The organism is Vandammella animalimorsus, from assembly GCF_002288875.1.
Lineage (GTDB): Bacteria > Pseudomonadota > Gammaproteobacteria > Burkholderiales > Burkholderiaceae_C > Lampropedia > Lampropedia animalimorsus.
On the sequence record NZ_NTBH01000005.1, the window covers coordinates 25,249 to 43,479 of the forward strand.

Here is an 18,231-nt window from a genome sequence, read left to right on the forward strand (position 1 = left end):
GGGCGCACGCAGCCTCACGACAAGGACATCCGCCATGGACACACTGGGCACCCCCAACACCCCGCATGCCACCCGCGTCATGCTGCTGGGCAGCGGTGAGCTGGGCAAGGAAGTTGTCATCGAGCTGCAGCGCCTGGGCGTCGAAACCATCGCTGTGGATCGCTACGACGGCGCGCCCGCACAGCAGGTGGCGCACCACGCGCACACCATCGCCATGAGCGACGCGGCTGCGTTGCGCGCGCTGATCGAAGCGCAAAAGCCCCAGCTGGTCGTGCCCGAGATCGAGGCCATCGCCACCGCCGAGCTCGAACGCCTGGAGGCCGAAGGCCTGGTGCGCGTCATCCCCACGGCGCGCGCCGCGCGCCTGACCATGGACCGCGAAGGCATCCGCCGCCTGGCCGCCGAAACCCTGGGCCTGCCCACCAGCGCCTACCGCTTCTGCGATTCGCTGCCTGCCCTGCAGGCCGCCATCGACGGCGCGGACGGCCAGCCGCCCATTGGCTACCCCTGCATCGTCAAGCCCGTCATGAGCAGCTCCGGCAAGGGCCAGAGCAAGATCGACGGCCCGCAGGACGTGGCCGCTGCCTGGGACTGCGCCATGACCGGCGGGCGCGTTGGCCATGGTCGCGTCATTGTCGAAGGCTTCATCGACTTCGACTACGAAATCACCCAGCTGACCGTGCGCGCACAAGGCAGCGACGGCCAGGTGCAGACGCACTTTTGCGAACCCATTGGCCACATCCAGCGCAACGGCGACTACGTCGAAAGCTGGCAGCCGCACCCCATGCAGGCCGCGGCGCGCCAGCGGGCGCGGCACATTGCCAAAACCATCACCGACGAGCTGGGCGGGCTGGGCCTGTTTGGCGTCGAGCTGTTTGTCAAGGGCGAGCAGGTCTGGTTCAGCGAAGTCAGCCCCAGGCCGCACGACACAGGCATGGTCACCATGGCCACGCAGCGCCAAAGCGAATTCGAGCTGCACGCGAGGGCCATCCTCGGCCTGCCGGTGGACACGGCGCTGCAATCGCCCGGCGCCAGCGCCGTGATCTACGGCGGCGTGGACGCCGCCGGCCTGGTCTTCGACGGCGTGGCCCAGGCCCTGGCTGTGCCGCAAACCAGCCTGCGCCTGTTCGGCAAGCCCGAGGGCTTTGCCAAGCGCCGCATGGGCGTGGCCCTGGCCTGGCACGACGATCTGGACACGGCCCGCCAACACGCCAAACAGGCCGTCGCACAAGTCAGGCCGCGCCAGCCTTGAAGCGGTTGCCTTTCGTTGATTCATCCCGTGTTTAAGCCGCGCTGGCTATGCTGGCGGCCAAGCCTGTGGCCAACGCATGCCATTGGGCTGAACCTTATCCAAACTTGAAAGGGATTGATCTCATGAAAAAAACTGCTTCCGCCCTGATGCTGACGGCCGCCGTGTTGGCCACTCCGGCCCTGGCCCAATACGCCGGCCCCGGCGTGCAGCCCGCAGCCACCAGTGTGCAGGCCATTCTGGACAAGCCAGTGGACGATCAGCACGTCACACTGCGCGGCAAAATCGTGCGCCAGGTCAAGAGCGACGAATACATCTTCTCCGACGGCAAGGCCGAAATCCGGGTGGAGATCGACCAGCACCTGCTGCCGGCCACACCATTCGATGCCAGCACCGTCGTGGAAATCATTGGCGAGGTGGAAAAAGACACCCTGCAAGCGCCGGAAATCGACGTGCGCTCGCTGCGCATCGTGAAGTAAGAATCCCTGTGCAACGACAACGGCCAGGTCTGTGTTTGCAGGCCTGGCCGTTGTCGCGTGGGGCAGCGATCAAGAAAGGCGCTGCACAAATTGCAGCGCTGTGTGCATCTGCGAATTCGGATGGTCCTGCGGTAACCGCAAACCTTTGCAATGCCGCCGCGACTGCCGCATGGTGCACGACATGCATTTGTTCGAGGTCAAGAAGCCCAGCGAATCCCGCGCACCGTGGGACTACTACAAGCTGCTGGCCACCATCCCTGGCGACAAGGCCTTTTTGCCGCTGGCCGAATCGCAGTGCCCATTGCTCAAGCAGTGAGCGCACAGGCGGTGCTAGGCCGAATCGACATTCATCCGGTATCTTCGGCGGATGTCCAAGACCAAGCATCCGCGGCCCAGCCGCTACGAATTGACCCAAACCCAATGGGAGCGGATCGAAGATCTGCTCCCAGGCAAGGCCGGTGACCCCGGGCGTACGGCAGCGGACAACCGCAGCTTCGTCAATGGCGTGCTGTGGGTGTTGCGCTCCGGGGCGCGCTGGAGCGATCTGCCCACGCGCTACGGAGCCTACAAGAGCGTGCACAAGCGCTTCACCCGCTGGGCGGCCAAGGGTATCTGGGAGCTGGTGTTCCAGTCCCTGATTCAGGATCGAAGCAACAAGTATCTGATGATCGACAGCAGCATTGTCCGGGCGCACGCACAGGCGGCGACTGGAAAAGGGGGCAGCGCACCCGGCTCTGGGGCGTAGCCGAGGAGGTCTGAGCACGAAGATCCACATGGCGACAGATGGCCAGGGTCGACCGGTGCGATTCATCCTCACTGGCGGCCAGCGTAACGACATCACGCAAGCCCCAGCGCTGCTGGCCGGGTTCAAGCCCAAGTACGTCTTGGCCGACAAAGGCTATGGCAGCCGGCAGCTGGTGGCGCTGATCCACTCGCTCGGCGCCCAGCCGGTGATCCCGCCTCGCAGCTGCCAGCAACCGCGCGCCTACGACAAGGCACTCTACCGGCTACGCAATCGCATCGAGCGTTGCTTTGCCAGGCTCAAACAGTTCCGCCGCATCGCCACTCGCTTCGACCGCAAGCCCTCCCACTTCCTGGCCTTCCTCTACCTCGCATCGATTCCCTTGTGGGTGGGGTGAATGTCGATTCAGCCTAGGAGTGGGGCCTCGTCAGCCCTGGGCAGGCGTCGCACACAGCCAGCGGCTGGTCTGGGGCGCGCAGTCGGCCGGCCGCATGCGCTGGCAACAGGGCTCTGGCCTGGGTTGCGACGTCCAGCCACTGGGCGTAATCGCCCATGGGCGAATCCTTTCTTGCGACAAGCGCGTCATTGTGTTCGTCAGCCTGGGCGGCGGCCTCAGTCCAGTCTTGACTGGGTTGCAAGAGGAAGGATGAAGCTCCCGGAGCCTGTTCGCACTCAAGCAGCGCTGATGCCTTTCTCCTTGACGATGGCGCTCCAGCGGGCGAAGTCTTTTTTCAGGCGCTCGTGCATCTGTTTGCCGTCTTGAAAGGATGCGATGGCGCCCACGGACAGCAGTTTTTGCCGCAGCTCTTCGTCCTGGCGCACGATCTGACTGGTTTCGCCAGCAATCCGGTCGATGATGGCCTGGGGGGTGCCCAAGGGGGCAATCAGGCCGCCCCAGGAGTCGAAGTCGAATCCTGGGAAGCCCTGCTCGGAGATGGTGCCCGTGCCTGGCAGCAGCGCCTTGGCATTGGGGGAGCTCAGGGCGATGGCCTTGAGCTTGCCGTTGCGGATGTATTGCAGAGCTGCAACCACATCGGCAAACATGATCCCGACCTGGCCGCCCAGCAAGTCGGCCACGGCCGGTGCGCTGCCGCGGTAGGGCACGTGCATAAGCTCGAATTGGCCCATGCCTTTGAGCTGCTCCATGGCCAGGTGCCCAAAGCTGCCCGTGCCTGCGCTGGTGAAGCTCAGCGGTTGCTTGCTGGCCTTGATGAAGCGGATCAGGCCGGGCAGATCGTCCACGCCCTCAATGACTGCCGGGTTGATGATGATGGCCATGGGCAGGTCGTAGATGGCAGCCACGGCAGCAAAATCCCGCGTCACATCGTATGCGTCGTTCTTGTACATCAGCGGGGCCAGCAATGCAGGCATGCCGAACATGGACAGGTGGTGGCCATCGGCCGGGCTTTTGATGAGCGCGGTGGTGCCGATCGAGCCCGACGCGCCGGGCTTGTTCTCGATGATGATCTGTTGGCTCAGGCGCTCGCCCAGCTTGTGCGCCATGATGCGGGCAACTGTGTCGGTCGGGCCGCCGGCAGGGAAGGCGACGATGATCTTGATGATCTTGCTGGGCCATGCCGTCTGCGCCAGGCTGCCATGGGCCCAGCCGAACATTGGGGCGATGGCGCCCCAGGCCAGCAATTGACGGCGACGAATGGATGAGGGGTGCATGCGATGTCTCCTTATTGGTCAATATGGGTGTCAAACGACACCGTTTTCCCGCAGTGCGGCCAGGGCCGATGCGTCCAGCTTGAGCAACTCCTGCAGCACGCTGTCGGTGTGCTCGCCCAGATGCGGGGGTGGGTGGCGCACAGGTGCGCGCTGACCGTCCATGGCATAGGGCGGTGCCAGCACGGCCTGCATGCCGGCTTCGGGGTCTTCGTAGTGGTGCAGAAGACCGGCTTGGGCCGTACGTTCCGACTGCAGCGCTTGCAGCATGCCCAGTACCTCGCCACACGGGATCTCGGCCCGTGTCAGCCGCTGCAACAATTCGGCACGCGTGAAGCTGCGCAATGCCTGACAGATTTGTGGCAGGAGCAGTTCGCGATGGGCTGAGCGGCCCGTATTGGTGGCAAAGCGGGCATCGCTGGCCCATTCGGGGCGCTGGATCACATCCTGGCAGAAGCGCTGGAATTGCCCGTTGTTGCCCACGGTGATGACCAATGGGCCATCGGCGGCTTCGAACACCCCGTAGGGCACGATGGACGGATGGGAGTTGCCGAACTTTGGCGGGTCGCTGCCCCTGAGCAAGGCCTCCATGCCGTAGTAGGAGGTGATCATCAGGCCGCAGTCGTACAGCGCCATTTGCACGTGACGCCCCTGACCGTTGGATTGGCGGGCGTACAAGGCTGCCAAAATGGCTTGCGCGGAATACATGCCCGTGAACATGTCCACGGCCGCCACACCGAATTTCAACGGGCCCTGGCCATGTTCACCATTGGTGGCCATGACCCCGGCCTCACCCTGGACCACCAGGTCGTAGCCGGGGCGCTGGGCATCGGGCGTGAAGCGCGCATAGCCCGAGATGGAGCAGTACACCAGCCGTGGATTCAGGGTCTTGAGCTGCTCATAGCCCAGGCCTAGCTTTTCGGCGCCGCCGACCTTGAAATTCTGAATCACGACGTCGCAACGCGCAGCCAGATCCCTGGCGATCTGCGCACCTTGCGGGCTTTGCAGATTCAGGGTGATGGAGCGTTTGTTGCGGTTGAAGCAGTTGAAGTAAGAGGTGTTGTGCGTGCCGATGCGCACGCCCCAATCGCGGGTGTCGTCGCCTCGCGCCGGATGCTCGACCTTGATCACGTCTGCCCCCAGATCGGCCAGGGCCATGGCGCACATGGGCCCTGCCAGTACGCGGGACAGGTCAAGCACCTGAACCCCTGCCAGGGGCAGCGCAGCTGGGGGAAGGCTTGCAGGCATGTGGTTTTGTCTCCATCGGCAGCGGCCCTTCGATCAATGGGGCCTTCTTGTGATGGAGGCCATTGTTGACTAGGTACTCAATCTTGACAATTGCAATTAATATTCAACAGATTAATTAACTTGAGGTTGACAATGGACTTAAACGGGCTGAGCTTGCTGGTGGACATCATTGATAGTGGCAACCTCAGCCGCGCGGCGCGCAAGCTGGGCATGAGCCGTGCCAACATCAGTAAGCGGTTGAACCATTTCGAGAAAAGCTTGGGGGTTGAGCTGCTCAAGCGCAGCACGCGCCAACTTGAGGCCACGGCGCTCGGGCGGCAGTTGTACGCCCATGGCAAGAAGATCCGCCATGAACTGATGGCGGCTGAAGAGTCATTGCAGAGCCTGGGCAAGGACTTGGGTGGTACGGTGCGCCTGAGCGTGCCCATTGGCTACGGTCAACACACTATGGCGACGTGGCTGATGGAGTTCATGCGCTTGTATCCACAGGTGACCTTAGAGGTGATTTTTGACAACGCCATTGAGGATCTGATCAAAGGGGCGGTGGATTTTTCGATCCGCGTCATGGGCGATGCCCCCAGCAACCTGGTGGCGCATAACCTGGGCGCTGTGGAGTATGTAGCTTGTGCGGCCCCTGACTTGTTGAAAGGCCAAGACGCTGTGCGGACGCTGTCGCAGCTGCGGCGCTTGCCACTGATTACTTCGGAGCTGACAGGCGAAAAGCTCAAGCTGGCGGGTCAGAGTGAGAGCATTCGCACACGCTTGATGTCGGCAAATTTTTTCTTTTTGCGTGATGCTGTCCTGCAAGGCCTGGGGGCTGGTTTGGTGCCTGTGTACATGGTGGCTAGCGAAATCTCGTCTGGCCAGTTGTACCAATTGCCCATACCTCAGCGGGATCTGGACTTTTTGCGTTCAAACCTGTATTTGCTGCATCTGCCATCGCGCTATCAGACCAAAACCCAGAAGACGCTGATTGAGTTCCTGTGCCGTAAGGCACAGGCCGTTGCTGCTGTGCAGAAAGCCTCTCCAGCAAGAGGCAAAAATGCACGAGCCCTTATTGGTAAACCGCATGGCAAAAAGCCTGTTGCTCCCTCTTGAATGCCCGCTGGGCCAACCTTATGTGCGATGCAGTAAACACCATTGCAGAGGGATTTTCGACATGCGATTCGACAAACTCACCACCAAATTCCAGGAAGCGCTGGGCGATGCGCAGTCGCTGGCTTTGGGCAACGACCATGCCTACATCCAGCCCGAGCATTTGCTGGCGGCCATGCTGCGCCAGGAGGACGGCCCCAAGTCGCTGTTGCAGCGCGCGGGCGTGAACACGGCGCGGCTGGCGCAGGAGGCGGAAGCGGCCATCAAGCGCTTGCCGCAGGTGCAGGGCCAGGAGCAGGTGCAGCCCAACCCCGATCTGATGAAGCTGTTGCAGGCCACGGAGAAGGAGGCCATCAAGCGCGGCGACCAGTTCATCCCCAGCGAGATGTTCCTGCTGGCGCTGGCCGACGCCAAAGGCGAGGCCGCGCGCATCGCCAAGGAAAGCGGCCTGAGCCGCAAGAGCCTGGAAACCGCCATCGACGCTGTGCGCGGCGGCCAGACCATGGACAGCGCCGAGGGCGAAAGCCAGCGCGAGGCGCTGAAAAAATACACGCTGGACCTGACCGAGCGCGCCGCCCAAGGCAAGCTCGACCCGGTGATTGGCCGCGACGACGAGATTCGCCGCGCCATCCAGGTGCTGCAACGGCGCAGCAAGAACAACCCCGTGCTCATCGGCGAGCCGGGCGTGGGCAAGACCGCCATCGTCGAAGGGCTGGCCCAGCGCATCGTCGCTGGCGAAGTGCCCGATACGCTGAAAGACAAGCGCGTGCTGGTGCTGGACATGGCCGGCCTGCTGGCCGGGGCCAAGTACCGTGGCGAGTTTGAAGAGCGCCTCAAGTCCGTGCTGAAAGAAGTGGCGCAGGACGAGGGCCGCATCATCCTGTTCATCGACGAAATCCACACCATGGTGGGCGCGGGCAAGGCCGAGGGCGCGATGGACGCGGGCAACATGCTCAAGCCCGCGCTCTCGCGCGGTGAGCTGCACTGCATTGGCGCGACCACGCTGGACGAGTACCGCAAGTACATCGAAAAAGACGCGGCGCTGGAGCGGCGCTTCCAGAAAGTGCTGGTGGAAGAGCCGACGGTGGAGGCCACCATCGCCATCCTGCGCGGCCTGCAAGAGAAGTACGAGGTGCACCACGGCGTGGACATCACCGACCCGGCCATCGTGGCTGCGGCAGAACTGTCAGCGCGCTACATCACCGACCGCTTCCTGCCCGACAAGGCGATTGACCTGATCGACGAGGCCGCGGCCAAGATCAAGATCGAGATCGACTCCAAGCCGGAGGCCATGGACAAGCTCGACCGCCGCATCATCCAGCTCAAGATCGAGCGCGAGGCCATGAAGAAGGAAACCGACGAGGCTTCCAAAAAGCGCCTGCAACTCATTGAGGACGACCTGGCCAAGCTGGAGAAGGAATACGCCGACCTGGAAGAAATCTGGAAAAGCGAAAAAGCCAGCGCCCAAGGCGGCGAGCAACTGCGTAAGGAGATCGACCAGATCAAGTTCCAGATCGAGGAATTCACCCGCAAGGGCGACTTCAACCAGGTGGCCGAGCTGCAATACGGCAAGCTGCCCGCGCTGGAAAAGCAGTTGAAAGAAGCCCAGGCCAGCGAGGGCGCGCGCGAGAAAACCGCGCCGCAATTGCTGCGCACCCAAGTGGGTGCGGAGGAGATTGCCGAAGTCGTCAGCCGCGCCACCGGCATCCCCGTCAGCAAGATGATGCAGGGCGAGCGCGAGAAGCTGCTGCATATGGAAGATGCGCTGCACCAGCGCGTGGTGGGCCAGAACGAGGCCGTTGACGCCGTGGCCGACGCCATCCGCCGCTCGCGCTCGGGCCTGTCTGACCCCAACCGGCCGCTGGGCAGCTTTTTGTTCCTGGGCCCCACAGGCGTGGGCAAGACCGAGCTGAGCAAGGCGCTGGCGGGCTTTTTGTTCGACAGCGAAGACCACCTCATCCGCATCGACATGAGCGAGTTCATGGAGAAGCACTCCGTGGCCAGGCTCATCGGCGCGCCGCCCGGCTACGTGGGCTATGACGAGGGTGGCTACCTGACCGAGGCCGTGCGCCGCAAGCCCTACAGCGTGGTGCTGCTCGACGAGGTGGAAAAAGCCCACCCGGATGTGTTCAACGTGCTGCTGCAAGTGCTGGACGACGGCCGCCTGACCGACGGCCAGGGCCGCACCGTGGACTTCAAGAACACCGTCATCATCATGACCAGCAACATCGGCTCGCACCGCATCCAGGAGATGGCGGGCAAGCCGTATGAAGAGGTCAAGGACGCGGTGTGGGAGGAGCTGAAAAACCACTTCCGCCCCGAGTTCCTCAACCGCATCGACGAGACGGTGGTCTTCCACGGCCTGGATGCCAAGCACATCGGCGAGATCGCCAAGATCCAACTGGCCACGCTGCAAAAGCGGCTGGAGAAGATGGAGCTGCACCTGCAAGTCTCGGACGCGGCCCTGGCCGAGCTGGCCAAGGTCGGCTTCGATCCGGTGTTCGGCGCGCGGCCGCTCAAGCGGGCGATTCAGCAGCGCATCGAAAACCCGCTGTCCAAGGCGCTGCTGCAAGGGCAGTTCCCGCCCAAGAGCACGATCGAGGTCAGCGTCGATCCGATCAAGGCGCCGGGGGTGTTTGAGTTTCGATAAGCGCCTGCCTTGATCGGCCTGCACACACGCCGCTCTGGTGAAAAACCAGGTCGGCGTGTTGTGTTTTGAACTATTGCGCTGACGCGATGGCAGGCGCTCACTGCACCTGCGCAATCAGCAGGCGCAGCGCCAGGGCGGCGAAGACGATGCTGGCGCTGCGGTTGAGCACGCGCTGCATGCGCGCCGAGCGCTGCAGAGCCTGGCCAAAGCTGCCGGAGAAAAAGGCGATGGAGCCAAACACGAGTAGCGTGCTCAAGGCAAACACCGCGCCCAGCACCACGACTTGCGCAGCCACAGGCCCGCGCGCCGGATGGGCGAACTGTGGCAGAAAGGCCAGAAAGAACAGCAGCACCTTGGGATTGCTCAGGTTCATCACCAGGCCCCGGCCAATGCGGCGCAGGGCCTGACGCAGGTTTGGCCTTTGGGCGATCTGGGGCGCCTGTGGCGCCTGGGGCGCTGCATCGGGCGTGCGCGCTGCCACGGGCGCATGCCAGGCGCCCCAGGCCAGCCAGAGCAGGTAAGCCGCGCCCAGCAGCTTGAGCAGCGTCAGCAGCTGAGGCGAGGCGGCCAGCAGCGCGGCCAAGCCCATGGCCACAGCCAGGGTGTGCAGGCACACGCCCAGGCATAGCCCCAGCACCACCAGCAAGCCGGTGCGCCAGCCGTGCTGGATGGACTGCATCAGCACAAACAGGTTGTCTGGGCCGGGGCTGAGGGCCAGCAGCACAGTCAGGCCGAAGAACTGCAGCAGGGTGTCGAGGCTGGGCATGGGCTCAGGCAAGTGTGGCTGGTTGCGTGGCCGGCTCTCATGGCGTGATGTCTTCGTGGCCGGCCTCGGCAGCCGGGTCGCGCCGCAGCAGGCTTTGCACGGCGTGCGCGGCTTGCTCCTGGCCATCGAGCAGGCGCACCACGGCCTCGCTGATGGGCATGTGCACCCCCAGCTGCGCAGCGCGCGCCACGACCGCCTGGGCGCAATGCACGCCTTCGGCCACATGGCCCAGTGTGGTGAGGATGTCCGGCAGGCGCTGGCCCTGTGCGAGCAGCAGCCCGACCTTGCGGTTGCGCGACAGATTGCCGGTGGCGGTGAGCACCAGATCGCCCATGCCGGACAGGCCCGTGAAGGTGGCCGCGCGCGCGCCCATGGCCACGCCCAGGCGCGTCATCTCGGCCAGGCCGCGCGTGATCAGGGCCGCACGGGCGTTCAGGCCCAGCTCCAGGCCGTCGCAAATGCCCGTGGCGATGGCCAACACGTTCTTGACCGCGCCGCCGACCTCCACGCCCACCAGGTCGTCATTGCTGTACAGGCGCAGCGCATGGGCATGGAAGGCCTGCATCAGCGTTTGGCGCACAGCCTGATGGGCCGAGGCCGCGACCAGGGCCGTGGGCTGGCCGCGCGCCACCTCCTGCGCGAAGCTGGGGCCGCTGAGCGCGCCGCACAGCGCTTGCGGCAGGATGCGCTGTTGCAGCTCATGCGGCAACTGGCCGTGCCAGGCCTGCTGTGGCGTGGGGGCAAAGCCTTTGCACAGCCAGACCAGCGGGGTATCTGCACGGAGGCTGGGTGCGAGCTGGCCCAGCATGGCCTGCATCGCGGCCACTGGGGTGCCCAGTATGACCAGCTGCGCCTGGGCGACCTCCGCCTGCAGCGCCTGCTCGCCGCTGGCAACGCGCAACGCTGGCGGCAGTGCGACGCCCGGCAGGTAGCGCTCATTGCTGCCTTGCTCGCGCAGCTGCGCGGCCTGGGCCGCATCGCGCAGCCATAGGCTGACAGCATGGCCTGCCGGGTGCCGGGCCGCAGCCAGGGCCATTGCCGTGCCCCAGGCGCCGCCGCCGATGATCAGAATGCGCAAAGCCTGTGTGTCAAGCATGCTGTCTCTCCTTCCCCTGTGCATTGGCAGCCTGCGCGGATGGCCGCAAAAAAGGGGCCCTGAAAGGCCCCTGTTTGGTGGCATGTCACAGGCATGCCAGTGTGCTAGCGCGCCGCGCCGAGACTTTGAACAGGCTCTTACTGCACGGGGGCCGGGTTGCCGCCGTTGGAGGCGGCCGCCTGCTGTGCCTGTTGCTCGTACATGGCCTGGAAGTTGATTTCAGCCAGATGCACGGGCGGGAAGCCGGCGCGGTTGATCAGATCGGCAATATTGCCGCGCAGATAGGGATAGACGATTTGCGGGCAGGCCACGCCGACCACGGCGCCCATTTGTTCTTGCGGGATGTTGCGGATCTCGAAGATGCCCGCTTGCTTGGCCTCGACCAGGAACAGCGTCTTGTCGTTGACCTTGGTGTGCACCGTGCCTGTGACGACGATCTCGAAGATGCCTTCGTCGATGTTGTTGGCGGCCACGGCCAGCTGGATGTCCACGTTGGGCTGGGCCTGCTCCAGCAGGATGGCGGGCGAATTGGGCTGCTCCAGCGACAAGTCTTTGAGGTAGACGCGCTGGATCTGGAACACGGGTTGGTTGTTGGTTTCTTCAGCCATGCTGGGCTCTTTCATATGGATCTGTGCAATCGGAAAAGGCAAGGCGCTGTGGCCCCGCCTGGCGCCAAGGCCCGCGCATTATGCAGGCAATTGGCGCAGCTCCTGGGAGAGGGTATCTCAGCCCAGCAGCGGCACCAGCTGGCCTTGAGCGTCCAGCGCGGCCAGGTCGTCGTAGCCGCCCACGTGGGTGCTGCCGATGTAGATTTGCGGCACGGTGCGGCGGCCGGTGCGCTCCATCATTTGCGTGCGCAGGCCAGGGTCCAGATCGACGCGGATCTCCTCGATGGCTTGCACGCCGCGTGCCTTGAGCAGCTGCTTGGCGCGCAGGCAGTAGGGGCAGACGGCCGTGGTGTACATGGTGACGGTTTGCATAGGGCGATGGATGGCGTGTTGGCGAATCGGTTCGGGGAAAGGGGGGCGCGGCGAGCAGGTTCTTAACCGGCCTTGGCGCCGGTGGCCAGTGGCAGGCCGGCATCGCGCCAGGCCTTGGTGCCGCCAGCGATGACGAAACCATTTTCGTAGCCGAGCTTTTTGGCCTGCAGCAGTGCGCGCTGGGCGCGTGGGCCGCTGGCACAGATGAACAGCACGGGCGCGGCCTTGTTCTTCACGGCCTGCGGCAGCTGCTGCTCCAGCGCGTCCCCGGTAATGTGCTTGGCGCCCTTGACGTGGCCGCTGGCGTATTCGTCGCTGCTGCGCACGTCGATCACCACGGCCTTTTCGGCATTCATTTTTTGCACGGCCTGCGCCGGTGTGATGCTGGCTGTGCCCTGGCGGGCCAGGGCGGGCAGAAACAGCATGGCGCCAGAGCCAATGGCCAGCACGAACAAATACCAGTTTTCCAGGAAAAAACTCACGACAACAACTCGTCAAAAAACAGCTCGCCGCGCCGTTGCAGCTGGGCGATCAGGGGCAGGAAAAATACAAAAGCGCGCATTCTAGGGGTTGTTGAGATTGAGTGTTGCGGCGGTGTTTTCGGTCAAAACCCGCAACTGCTGCGTTGAGAGCGCTGGCAAGGTGTCCAGGCCTTGTGTGCGTTTTCGCCTTGCGCCTTGCATCTGCGGCTGTTGACTCGAGAAACCGCTTCGCAAACCCGATCTCAACAACCCCAGAGCGTGTTGTGCACTTTTCGCCTCCCGCGCTGGCCCAAAACCGTGCAGCCGCAATACGGCGCGCGCCGCCATATGGCAGGGGCGGCGGCAATGCCCCGCCCCTGGGGGGTGCTGTTCAGCGGCGGTCGTTGCGGGGCAAGCACGATTGGGCAACAGGTTTTAAAATGACGGGCTTTTTGTTTTGCTGGTGCGCTGGCGTTGCCCAATCGTTTGACCCCTAGCGTTCAGATGCTTGCAGATGGCCTGCGGACGGCACACCAGCATGGCAGAGTTTTCCCCTCCCTGTCGCTTCCCTGTAGCCCTTGCCCCATGCACAAGCTCGTACTGATCCGCCACGGCGAATCCACCTGGAATCTTGAAAACCGCTTCACCGGCTGGACCGACGTGGAGCTGACGGCCACCGGCATTGCCCAGGCCCAGGAGGCTGGGCGCCGTTTGCAGGCAGCGGGTCTGGAATTCGACAAGGCCTACACCAGCGTGCTCAAGCGCGCCATCCACACGCTCTGGCATTGCTTGGATGCCATGGATGCGACTTGGTTGCCGGTAGAAAAATCCTGGCGTCTGAACGAGCGCCACTACGGCGGCCTGCAGGGGCTGAACAAGGCCGACATGGCCAAGCAATACGGCGATGAGCAGGTGCTGATCTGGCGCCGCAGCTACGACACGCCGCCGCCGCCGCTGGAAGCGGGCGATGCGCGAAGCGAGCGCGGCGACCGCCGCTACAGCGCGCTGGCGCCCGAGCAGATTCCGCTGACTGAGTGCCTCAAGGACACGGTGGCGCGCGTGCTGCCGTACTGGGAGTCGCACATCGCGCCGGACATCCGCGCCGGCAAGCGCTTGGTGATTGCCGCGCATGGCAACTCGTTGCGCGCGCTGGTCAAGTACCTGGATGGCATCTCGGATGCGGACATCGTCTCGCTCAACATCCCCAACGGCACGCCGCTGGTTTATGAGCTCGATGAACAGCTCAAGCCACTGCGGCGCTATTACCTGGAGCCCTCGGGCGAGAAGCCCCTGCAGTGAACGCCGCAGGCCGTAGGGCTTGAGAAGAGCAAATTCTGGAAATCGGTGTTATGAGACAAAAAATGCAAACCGCAGCGTGGGTGGGCGTCGGGATACTCACCGGCGCGCTGGCCACTTTCTCGCTGCAGCCGCTGGCGCGCAATGCCGTGGCGCCGCTGCCGCTGGAGGAAATCCAGCAACTGGCGGCCGTGTATGGCCTGATCAAGACGGACTATGTCGAGCCGGTCGATGACAAGAAGCTCATCACCGATGCCATCTCCGGCATGGTGGCCAGCCTGGATCCGCACTCGCAGTACTTCGACAAATCCAGCTTCAAGGAATTTCGCGAAGGCACGACCGGCCGCTTCGTGGGCGTGGGCATCGAAATCTCGCAGGAAGACGGGCTGATCCGCATCGTCTCGCCCATCGAGGGCTCGCCGGCCGACCGCGCCGGCTTGATGACCAATGACCTGATCACCAAGATCGACGATACCGCTGTCAAGGGCCTGAGCCTGACAGAGGCTGTCAAGCGCATGCGCGGCGAGCCCAACACCCAGGTGGTGCTGACCATCTTCCGCAAGGACGAAAGCCGCAGCTTCACCGTCACCATCACCCGCGAGGAGATCAAGACGCGCTCGGTCAAGGGCGAGATCATCGAGCCGGGCTACGCTTGGCTGCGCCTGTCGCAGTTCCAGGATCGCACCGTGGACGATTTCGTCAACAAGCTCGCCGAGCTCTACGCCAAGGAGCCCCAGCTCAAGGGCTTGGTGCTGGATCTGCGCAACGACCCGGGCGGCCTGCTCGACGCGGCCATCGCCGTCTCGGCCGCCTTCTTGCCGCCGGATGTGACCGTGGTCACCACCAACGGCCAGCTGGCCGAGAGCAAGGCCACCTTCACCACCAGCCCGGCCGATTACATGCCCCGGCGCTTCCCCATCGGCGGCAACGACCCGCTCAAGCGCCTGCCCGCAGGCGTGAAGAAAGTGCCGCTGGTGGTGTTGGTCAACGAAGGCTCGGCCTCGGCCAGCGAGATCGTCGCCGGCGCGCTGCAGGACCACAAGCGCGCCACCATCATGGGCAGCCAGACCTTTGGCAAGGGCTCGGTGCAGACCGTGCGCCAGCTCGGCCCGGACTCGGGCATCAAGCTCACCACCGCGCTGTACTACACGCCGCTGGGCCGCTCCATCCAGGCCAAGGGCATTGCGCCGGACATCGAGCTGGATGAGACCGCCGAGGGCAGCCCCTACGCCTCGCTGCGCGTGCGCGAGGCCGATCTGCACAAGCACCTGGGCAACGACGACGATCCGGAAGAATCCGCACGCAAGGAAAAAGAGCGTGAGCAGGCCCTCAAGCGCCTGGAGAAAGAAACTCAGGACAACGACGGCAAGCCCCTGCGCCGCCTGCCGCAATTTGGCTCGCCTGAGGACTTCCAGCTGCAGCAGGCCATCAACCAGCTCAAGGGCCTGCCGGTCAAGGTGGCCCAGCGTGACGCGGGCGATGCCGCGCCTGGGAAGCAGGCTGCGACAGCAGCGCCAGAGCAGGCCAAGTCCCAATCCAAATAAGGGCCTGTCAGGGCATTGAGCACAATGCCCGAGCGCAAGGCCTGAGCAAAAGGCCCGCCGCGCGGTATGAAAAACAGCGGCCCATGGCGCAAAGCCATGGGCCGCTGTTGCGTTGGTGCGGGTCTTTTCGGCCGGGCGCTTAGAGCCTGTTCAAAATCTCGGCGCGAGTGGGCAAGAAGCGGTTTGGGATGGGCTGCAAGGCGCAAAACGCAGCCATAGCTGGGGCTATGGCGAGGCTTTGCAACGCGGCAGAGCACCCAAATCCGCTCTCTTGACCGCCGTGCAAAGATTTTGAACAGGCTCCTAGCCCTGCGGCTGGCGGCGCAGCAGGTAGGTGTCCATGATCCAGCCGTGCCGTGCCCGGGCGGCGGCGCGGGTTTGCACAATGCGCGGCCCAGCCTGGGGCAGCGGGCCGCTGTCGAGCAATTGCTGCGGCATGCCCAGGTAGGCGCCCCACCAAATGTGCAGCTGCTGCGCCAGCGCGGCAGGGAGGGCTTCAAAGCTGCACTGGCCATCGAGCATCACCACCAGCGTGTCCACGCCCAGGGGCCAGCCATGCTCGCGCAACTGCCGCCCGGTGGTGACCAGAAAGGGTTGGCCGATGTCATTGAGCGCCAGGGCGTGCGCAGCCGTCAGCGCCTGCATGGCGGTGATGCCGGCCACGACCTGCACGCGCTGCGGCGCAGGGCGCAGCCGCGCGGCAATGCGCAGCGTGCTGTCGTACAGCGCCGGATCGCCCCAGACCAACAGCGCCACCTGCAGTGCGGCCTTGCCCTGGCGCAGTGTTGGCTGCTGCGCCAGGGCCTGGGCGATGGCGGCCTGCCAGCATTGGGTGATGGCGGCATGCCACTCATCGACCTGGTTCAGGTAATCGCTGCCCTCGCTGCGACGCAGCGGCATGTCGAAGCCGGCGATGCAGGCCCGGGCGGCATCGGCGCCGAGCACGGCATCGCACAGCGCCTGGCGCAGGGCGGCCAGCTCGGCCTTGTCCTCGCCCTTGTGCGGCAACAGGATCAGATCGGCCGCGCGCATGGCTGCCTCGGCCTGGCGCGTCAGGTGCCCGGGGTTGCCGGTGCCGATGCCGATGAGCGTCAGCTCCAGTGGCGGCAGCGCGGTCATTGGATGGCGGGATCTCATGCTTGATCGCCGGCAGCCACCACAGTGCCTTGGGCAATGGCGCACAGCACCTCCTGCCCATCACGCAGAGCCAGGATGTCGCATTGGCAGACGGCTTGCCGCTTGCCGGCGCTTCTGGCGGTGGCGCGGGCCAGCAGCTGGGCGCCTTGTGCCGGGCGCAGGTAGTTGATCTTGAATTCGGAGGTCAGGGCATTGCCGCCCAGTGCCAGGCCGCCAGCGAATGTGATGGCGTTGTCGGCCAGGTAGCTGAGCACGCCACCATGTGCAAAGCCATGCTGCTGCAGCAGGTGGGGCTGCAGGTCGAGGGCAATGGTGGCCGATTGCGGCGTGACGCTTTCGAGCCGTGCGCCGATGAATTGGCTGAACGGCTGAGCGGCAAAGACTTGCTGTGCGAAGGTGTGCATCTCCATGGGGACTCTCCTTGGGGGGCAATCACCGGCGGGGCCGGTCGGTGGCCGTGTCCAGCGCCTGCGCGTCGTGCGCAAAGCGCGGCGCATCGCCCACCGGGCGGTAGCGGCGGTCGTAGTCGGCGGCGTACAGGCGGCTTTCGGCAAAGTGCTCGGCCTGCAGGCTGCGCCCGACCAAGATGATGGCGGTGCGCTCCATGTGGCTGGCCACGGCCTGCGCCAGTTGGCCAACGGTGGTGCGCACGATGGCCTCATCCGGCCAGCTGGCGCGCCAGACGATGGCCGCCGGGCAGTCGGCGCCGTAGTGCGGCAGCAGTTCGTCCCGCACCTGCTGCGCCATGTGGATGGACAAATGGATGGCCAGCACCGCGCCCGTGGCGGCAAAGGCGGCCAGGCGCTCGCCTTCGGGCATGGCGCTGGCGCGGCCCGGGGTGCGCGTGAGCACCACCGATTGGCACAGGCCGGGCAGGGTCAGCTCGGCCTGCAGAGCCGCGGTGGCGGCGGCGAAGGCCGGCACGCCGGGGGTGACGCTGTAGTCGATGCCCAGCGCGCGCAGGCGGCGCAGTTGCTCGCCCATGGCCGACCAGACGGACAGATCGCCCGAGTGCAGGCGCGCCACGTCTTGCCCGCGGGCGTGGGCGGTGGCCATCTCGGCGACGATGTCATCCAGGCTCAGCGGCGCGGTGTTGACGATGCGCGCGCCCGGCGGGCAGTGCGCCAGCAGCGCACTGGGCACCAGCGAGCCGGCGTACAGGCACACCGGGCAGCGCGCCAGAAGGTCTCGCCCACGCACGGTGATCAGGTCGGCAGCGCCAGGGCCGGCGCCGATGAAATGTACGGTCATCGTTGAAGTCTTGATAGGCCTGATGGAATGGCTACGGCCAGGGTGGCGCTGCCGCAGGCGGCCACCAGGCGCGGCAGCAACAGGCTGGAGCGGCCTTGCGTGCCGGCGGCGGCCCACAGCGCGCAGGCCTCGGCCACGCTGCCGCAGCCATAGCGCGCCAGCGACTGCGGCGAGGCCGTGTGCGTGGGCTGGGCCGCCAGCATCTGGGGCGGCACGGCCACGGTGTGCGCCCGGCCCAGGCCGCATTCGGCCAACCATTGCGCCAGCGCCGGGTGCGCCGCCCTGTGCGGCAGCGCTGCCACGGCCTGCACGGCAGCAGGCGTCAACGCAGGCAGCAGCGCCTGCGCCCGCTGCCACAGCGCATGCAGGGCCGCGGCCTGGGCGCTGGCGCGCAGGCCAATGCCCAAAACCAGGCGGGCCGGGGCGGCATCGGGGGGGCAAGGTGGCGTCATCACATCAAATGAGGCAGCGCGGGCGTGCAGAGCGCGCAGTGTAGGCCCTATGGCGTGCGCTGCGGCCATTGGGCGCCATCGCCTGCGGTGGCGCTCGATATGGGTTTTCCCCGGTCT

18 protein-coding genes and 1 pseudogene are annotated in these 18,231 nt (G+C 65.0%); 8 read left to right on the top strand and 11 right to left on the bottom strand.

The annotated features are described in order from the left end of the window. Window positions 1-34: 34 nt before the first annotated feature. The 4 genes and pseudogenes from purT (at window position 35) to CLI93_RS08395 (ending at window position 2,867) form a co-directional block, all read left to right on the top strand. Window positions 35-1,252 carry a formate-dependent phosphoribosylglycinamide formyltransferase gene (gene purT / locus CLI93_RS08380; RefSeq protein ID WP_095543644.1) on the top strand — a complete coding sequence of 406 codons (1,218 nt, stop codon included), beginning with the start codon at window positions 35-37 and terminating at the stop codon, window positions 1,250-1,252. 122 nt (window positions 1,253-1,374) lie between these two features. Next, a complete protein-coding gene (locus tag CLI93_RS08385) occupies window positions 1,375-1,728 on the top strand; it encodes a YgiW/YdeI family stress tolerance OB fold protein (protein ID WP_095543652.1) in 354 nt (117 codons plus the stop codon). Window positions 1,729-1,882: 154 nt separating this feature from the next. Then, window positions 1,883-2,044 (top strand): annotated as a pseudogene (locus CLI93_RS08390) (ABC transporter substrate-binding protein); the annotation flags it as partial. 51 nt (window positions 2,045-2,095) lie between these two features. Further along, window positions 2,096-2,867, top strand: a protein-coding gene (locus tag CLI93_RS08395; protein ID WP_238946661.1) for an IS5 family transposase whose coding sequence is annotated in 2 segments (ribosomal slippage) — window positions 2,096-2,454 and window positions 2,453-2,867 — 774 coding nt in all. Because the reading frame shifts where the segments join, the coding sequence is not laid out codon by codon here. A 275-nt stretch (window positions 2,868-3,142) separates the two neighbouring features. On the opposite strand, the gene CLI93_RS08400 is transcribed toward CLI93_RS08395, so the two are convergent. Together CLI93_RS08400 and CLI93_RS08405 are read right to left on the bottom strand one after the other, a co-directional pair. Next, window positions 3,143-4,141: a Bug family tripartite tricarboxylate transporter substrate binding protein gene (locus tag CLI93_RS08400; RefSeq protein ID WP_095543625.1), complete on the bottom strand. Its 999-nt coding sequence runs from the start codon at window positions 4,139-4,141 to the stop codon at window positions 3,143-3,145. Window positions 4,142-4,171: 30 nt separating this feature from the next. Then, complete coding sequence (locus CLI93_RS08405) at window positions 4,172-5,386, bottom strand: CaiB/BaiF CoA transferase family protein (protein WP_095543626.1); 1,215 nt, start codon at window positions 5,384-5,386, stop codon at window positions 4,172-4,174. A 132-nt stretch (window positions 5,387-5,518) separates the two neighbouring features. On the opposite strand from CLI93_RS08405, the gene CLI93_RS08410 reads away from it, so the two are divergent. Both CLI93_RS08410 and clpB read left to right on the top strand, forming a co-directional pair. Then, window positions 5,519-6,484 (top strand): LysR family transcriptional regulator, encoded by a 966-nt coding sequence (locus CLI93_RS08410; protein WP_095543636.1) that lies wholly within the window; start codon window positions 5,519-5,521, stop codon window positions 6,482-6,484. Window positions 6,485-6,545: 61 nt separating this feature from the next. Beyond that, complete coding sequence (gene clpB / locus CLI93_RS08415) at window positions 6,546-9,131, top strand: ATP-dependent chaperone ClpB (RefSeq protein ID WP_095543627.1); 2,586 nt, start codon at window positions 6,546-6,548, stop codon at window positions 9,129-9,131. Between the two features lie 97 nt (window positions 9,132-9,228). On the opposite strand, the gene CLI93_RS08420 is transcribed toward clpB, so the two are convergent. From CLI93_RS08420 to CLI93_RS08440, 5 genes are all read right to left on the bottom strand, one after another. Beyond that, entirely contained in the window at window positions 9,229-9,897 is a 669-nt protein-coding gene (locus CLI93_RS08420) for a LysE family translocator (protein ID WP_095543628.1), read from the bottom strand. A 37-nt stretch (window positions 9,898-9,934) separates the two neighbouring features. Further along, entirely contained in the window at window positions 9,935-10,975 is a 1,041-nt protein-coding gene (locus CLI93_RS08425) for an NAD(P)H-dependent glycerol-3-phosphate dehydrogenase (RefSeq protein WP_095543637.1), read from the bottom strand. 155 nt (window positions 10,976-11,130) lie between these two features. Continuing rightward, window positions 11,131-11,601, bottom strand: a complete 471-nt coding sequence (secB, locus tag CLI93_RS08430) for a protein-export chaperone SecB (protein WP_095543638.1) — start codon at window positions 11,599-11,601, stop codon at window positions 11,131-11,133. Window positions 11,602-11,718: 117 nt separating this feature from the next. Further along, complete coding sequence (gene grxC / locus CLI93_RS08435) at window positions 11,719-11,973, bottom strand: glutaredoxin 3 (protein ID WP_095543629.1); 255 nt, start codon at window positions 11,971-11,973, stop codon at window positions 11,719-11,721. Between the two features lie 62 nt (window positions 11,974-12,035). Beyond that, window positions 12,036-12,455: a rhodanese-like domain-containing protein gene (locus CLI93_RS08440; RefSeq protein ID WP_095543630.1), complete on the bottom strand. Its 420-nt coding sequence runs from the start codon at window positions 12,453-12,455 to the stop codon at window positions 12,036-12,038. A 564-nt stretch (window positions 12,456-13,019) separates the two neighbouring features. Between CLI93_RS08440 and gpmA the strand changes: the two genes are divergently transcribed. Both gpmA and CLI93_RS08450 read left to right on the top strand, forming a co-directional pair. Next, the gene (gene gpmA, locus CLI93_RS08445) at window positions 13,020-13,733 is read left to right on the top strand and encodes a 2,3-diphosphoglycerate-dependent phosphoglycerate mutase (protein WP_095543631.1); all 714 of its coding nucleotides are present in this window, start codon (window positions 13,020-13,022) and stop codon (window positions 13,731-13,733) included. Window positions 13,734-13,783: 50 nt separating this feature from the next. Continuing rightward, window positions 13,784-15,274: a S41 family peptidase gene (locus tag CLI93_RS08450; protein WP_095543632.1), complete on the top strand. Its 1,491-nt coding sequence runs from the start codon at window positions 13,784-13,786 to the stop codon at window positions 15,272-15,274. 303 nt (window positions 15,275-15,577) lie between these two features. On the opposite strand, the gene cobF is transcribed toward CLI93_RS08450, so the two are convergent. Genes cobF through CLI93_RS08470 form a run of 4 tightly spaced genes read right to left on the bottom strand, consistent with a single transcriptional unit; the run spans window position 15,578 to window position 18,114 of the window. Beyond that, on the bottom strand, window positions 15,578-16,393 hold the full coding sequence (cobF, locus tag CLI93_RS08455) for a precorrin-6A synthase (deacetylating) (protein WP_095543633.1): 816 nt from the start codon (window positions 16,391-16,393) through the stop codon (window positions 15,578-15,580). Between the two features lie 14 nt (window positions 16,394-16,407). After that, the gene (locus tag CLI93_RS08460; protein ID WP_095543634.1) at window positions 16,408-16,821 is read right to left on the bottom strand and encodes a PaaI family thioesterase; all 414 of its coding nucleotides are present in this window, start codon (window positions 16,819-16,821) and stop codon (window positions 16,408-16,410) included. Between the two features lie 22 nt (window positions 16,822-16,843). After that, window positions 16,844-17,662 (bottom strand): precorrin-4 C(11)-methyltransferase, encoded by an 819-nt coding sequence (cobM, locus tag CLI93_RS08465; protein ID WP_095543635.1) that lies wholly within the window; start codon window positions 17,660-17,662, stop codon window positions 16,844-16,846. Beyond that, a complete protein-coding gene (locus tag CLI93_RS08470) occupies window positions 17,659-18,114 on the bottom strand; it encodes a cobalamin biosynthesis protein (protein WP_172425536.1) in 456 nt (151 codons plus the stop codon). Before CLI93_RS08470 ends, cobM begins: the two co-directional genes overlap by 4 nt. Window positions 18,115-18,231 lie beyond the last annotated feature (117 nt).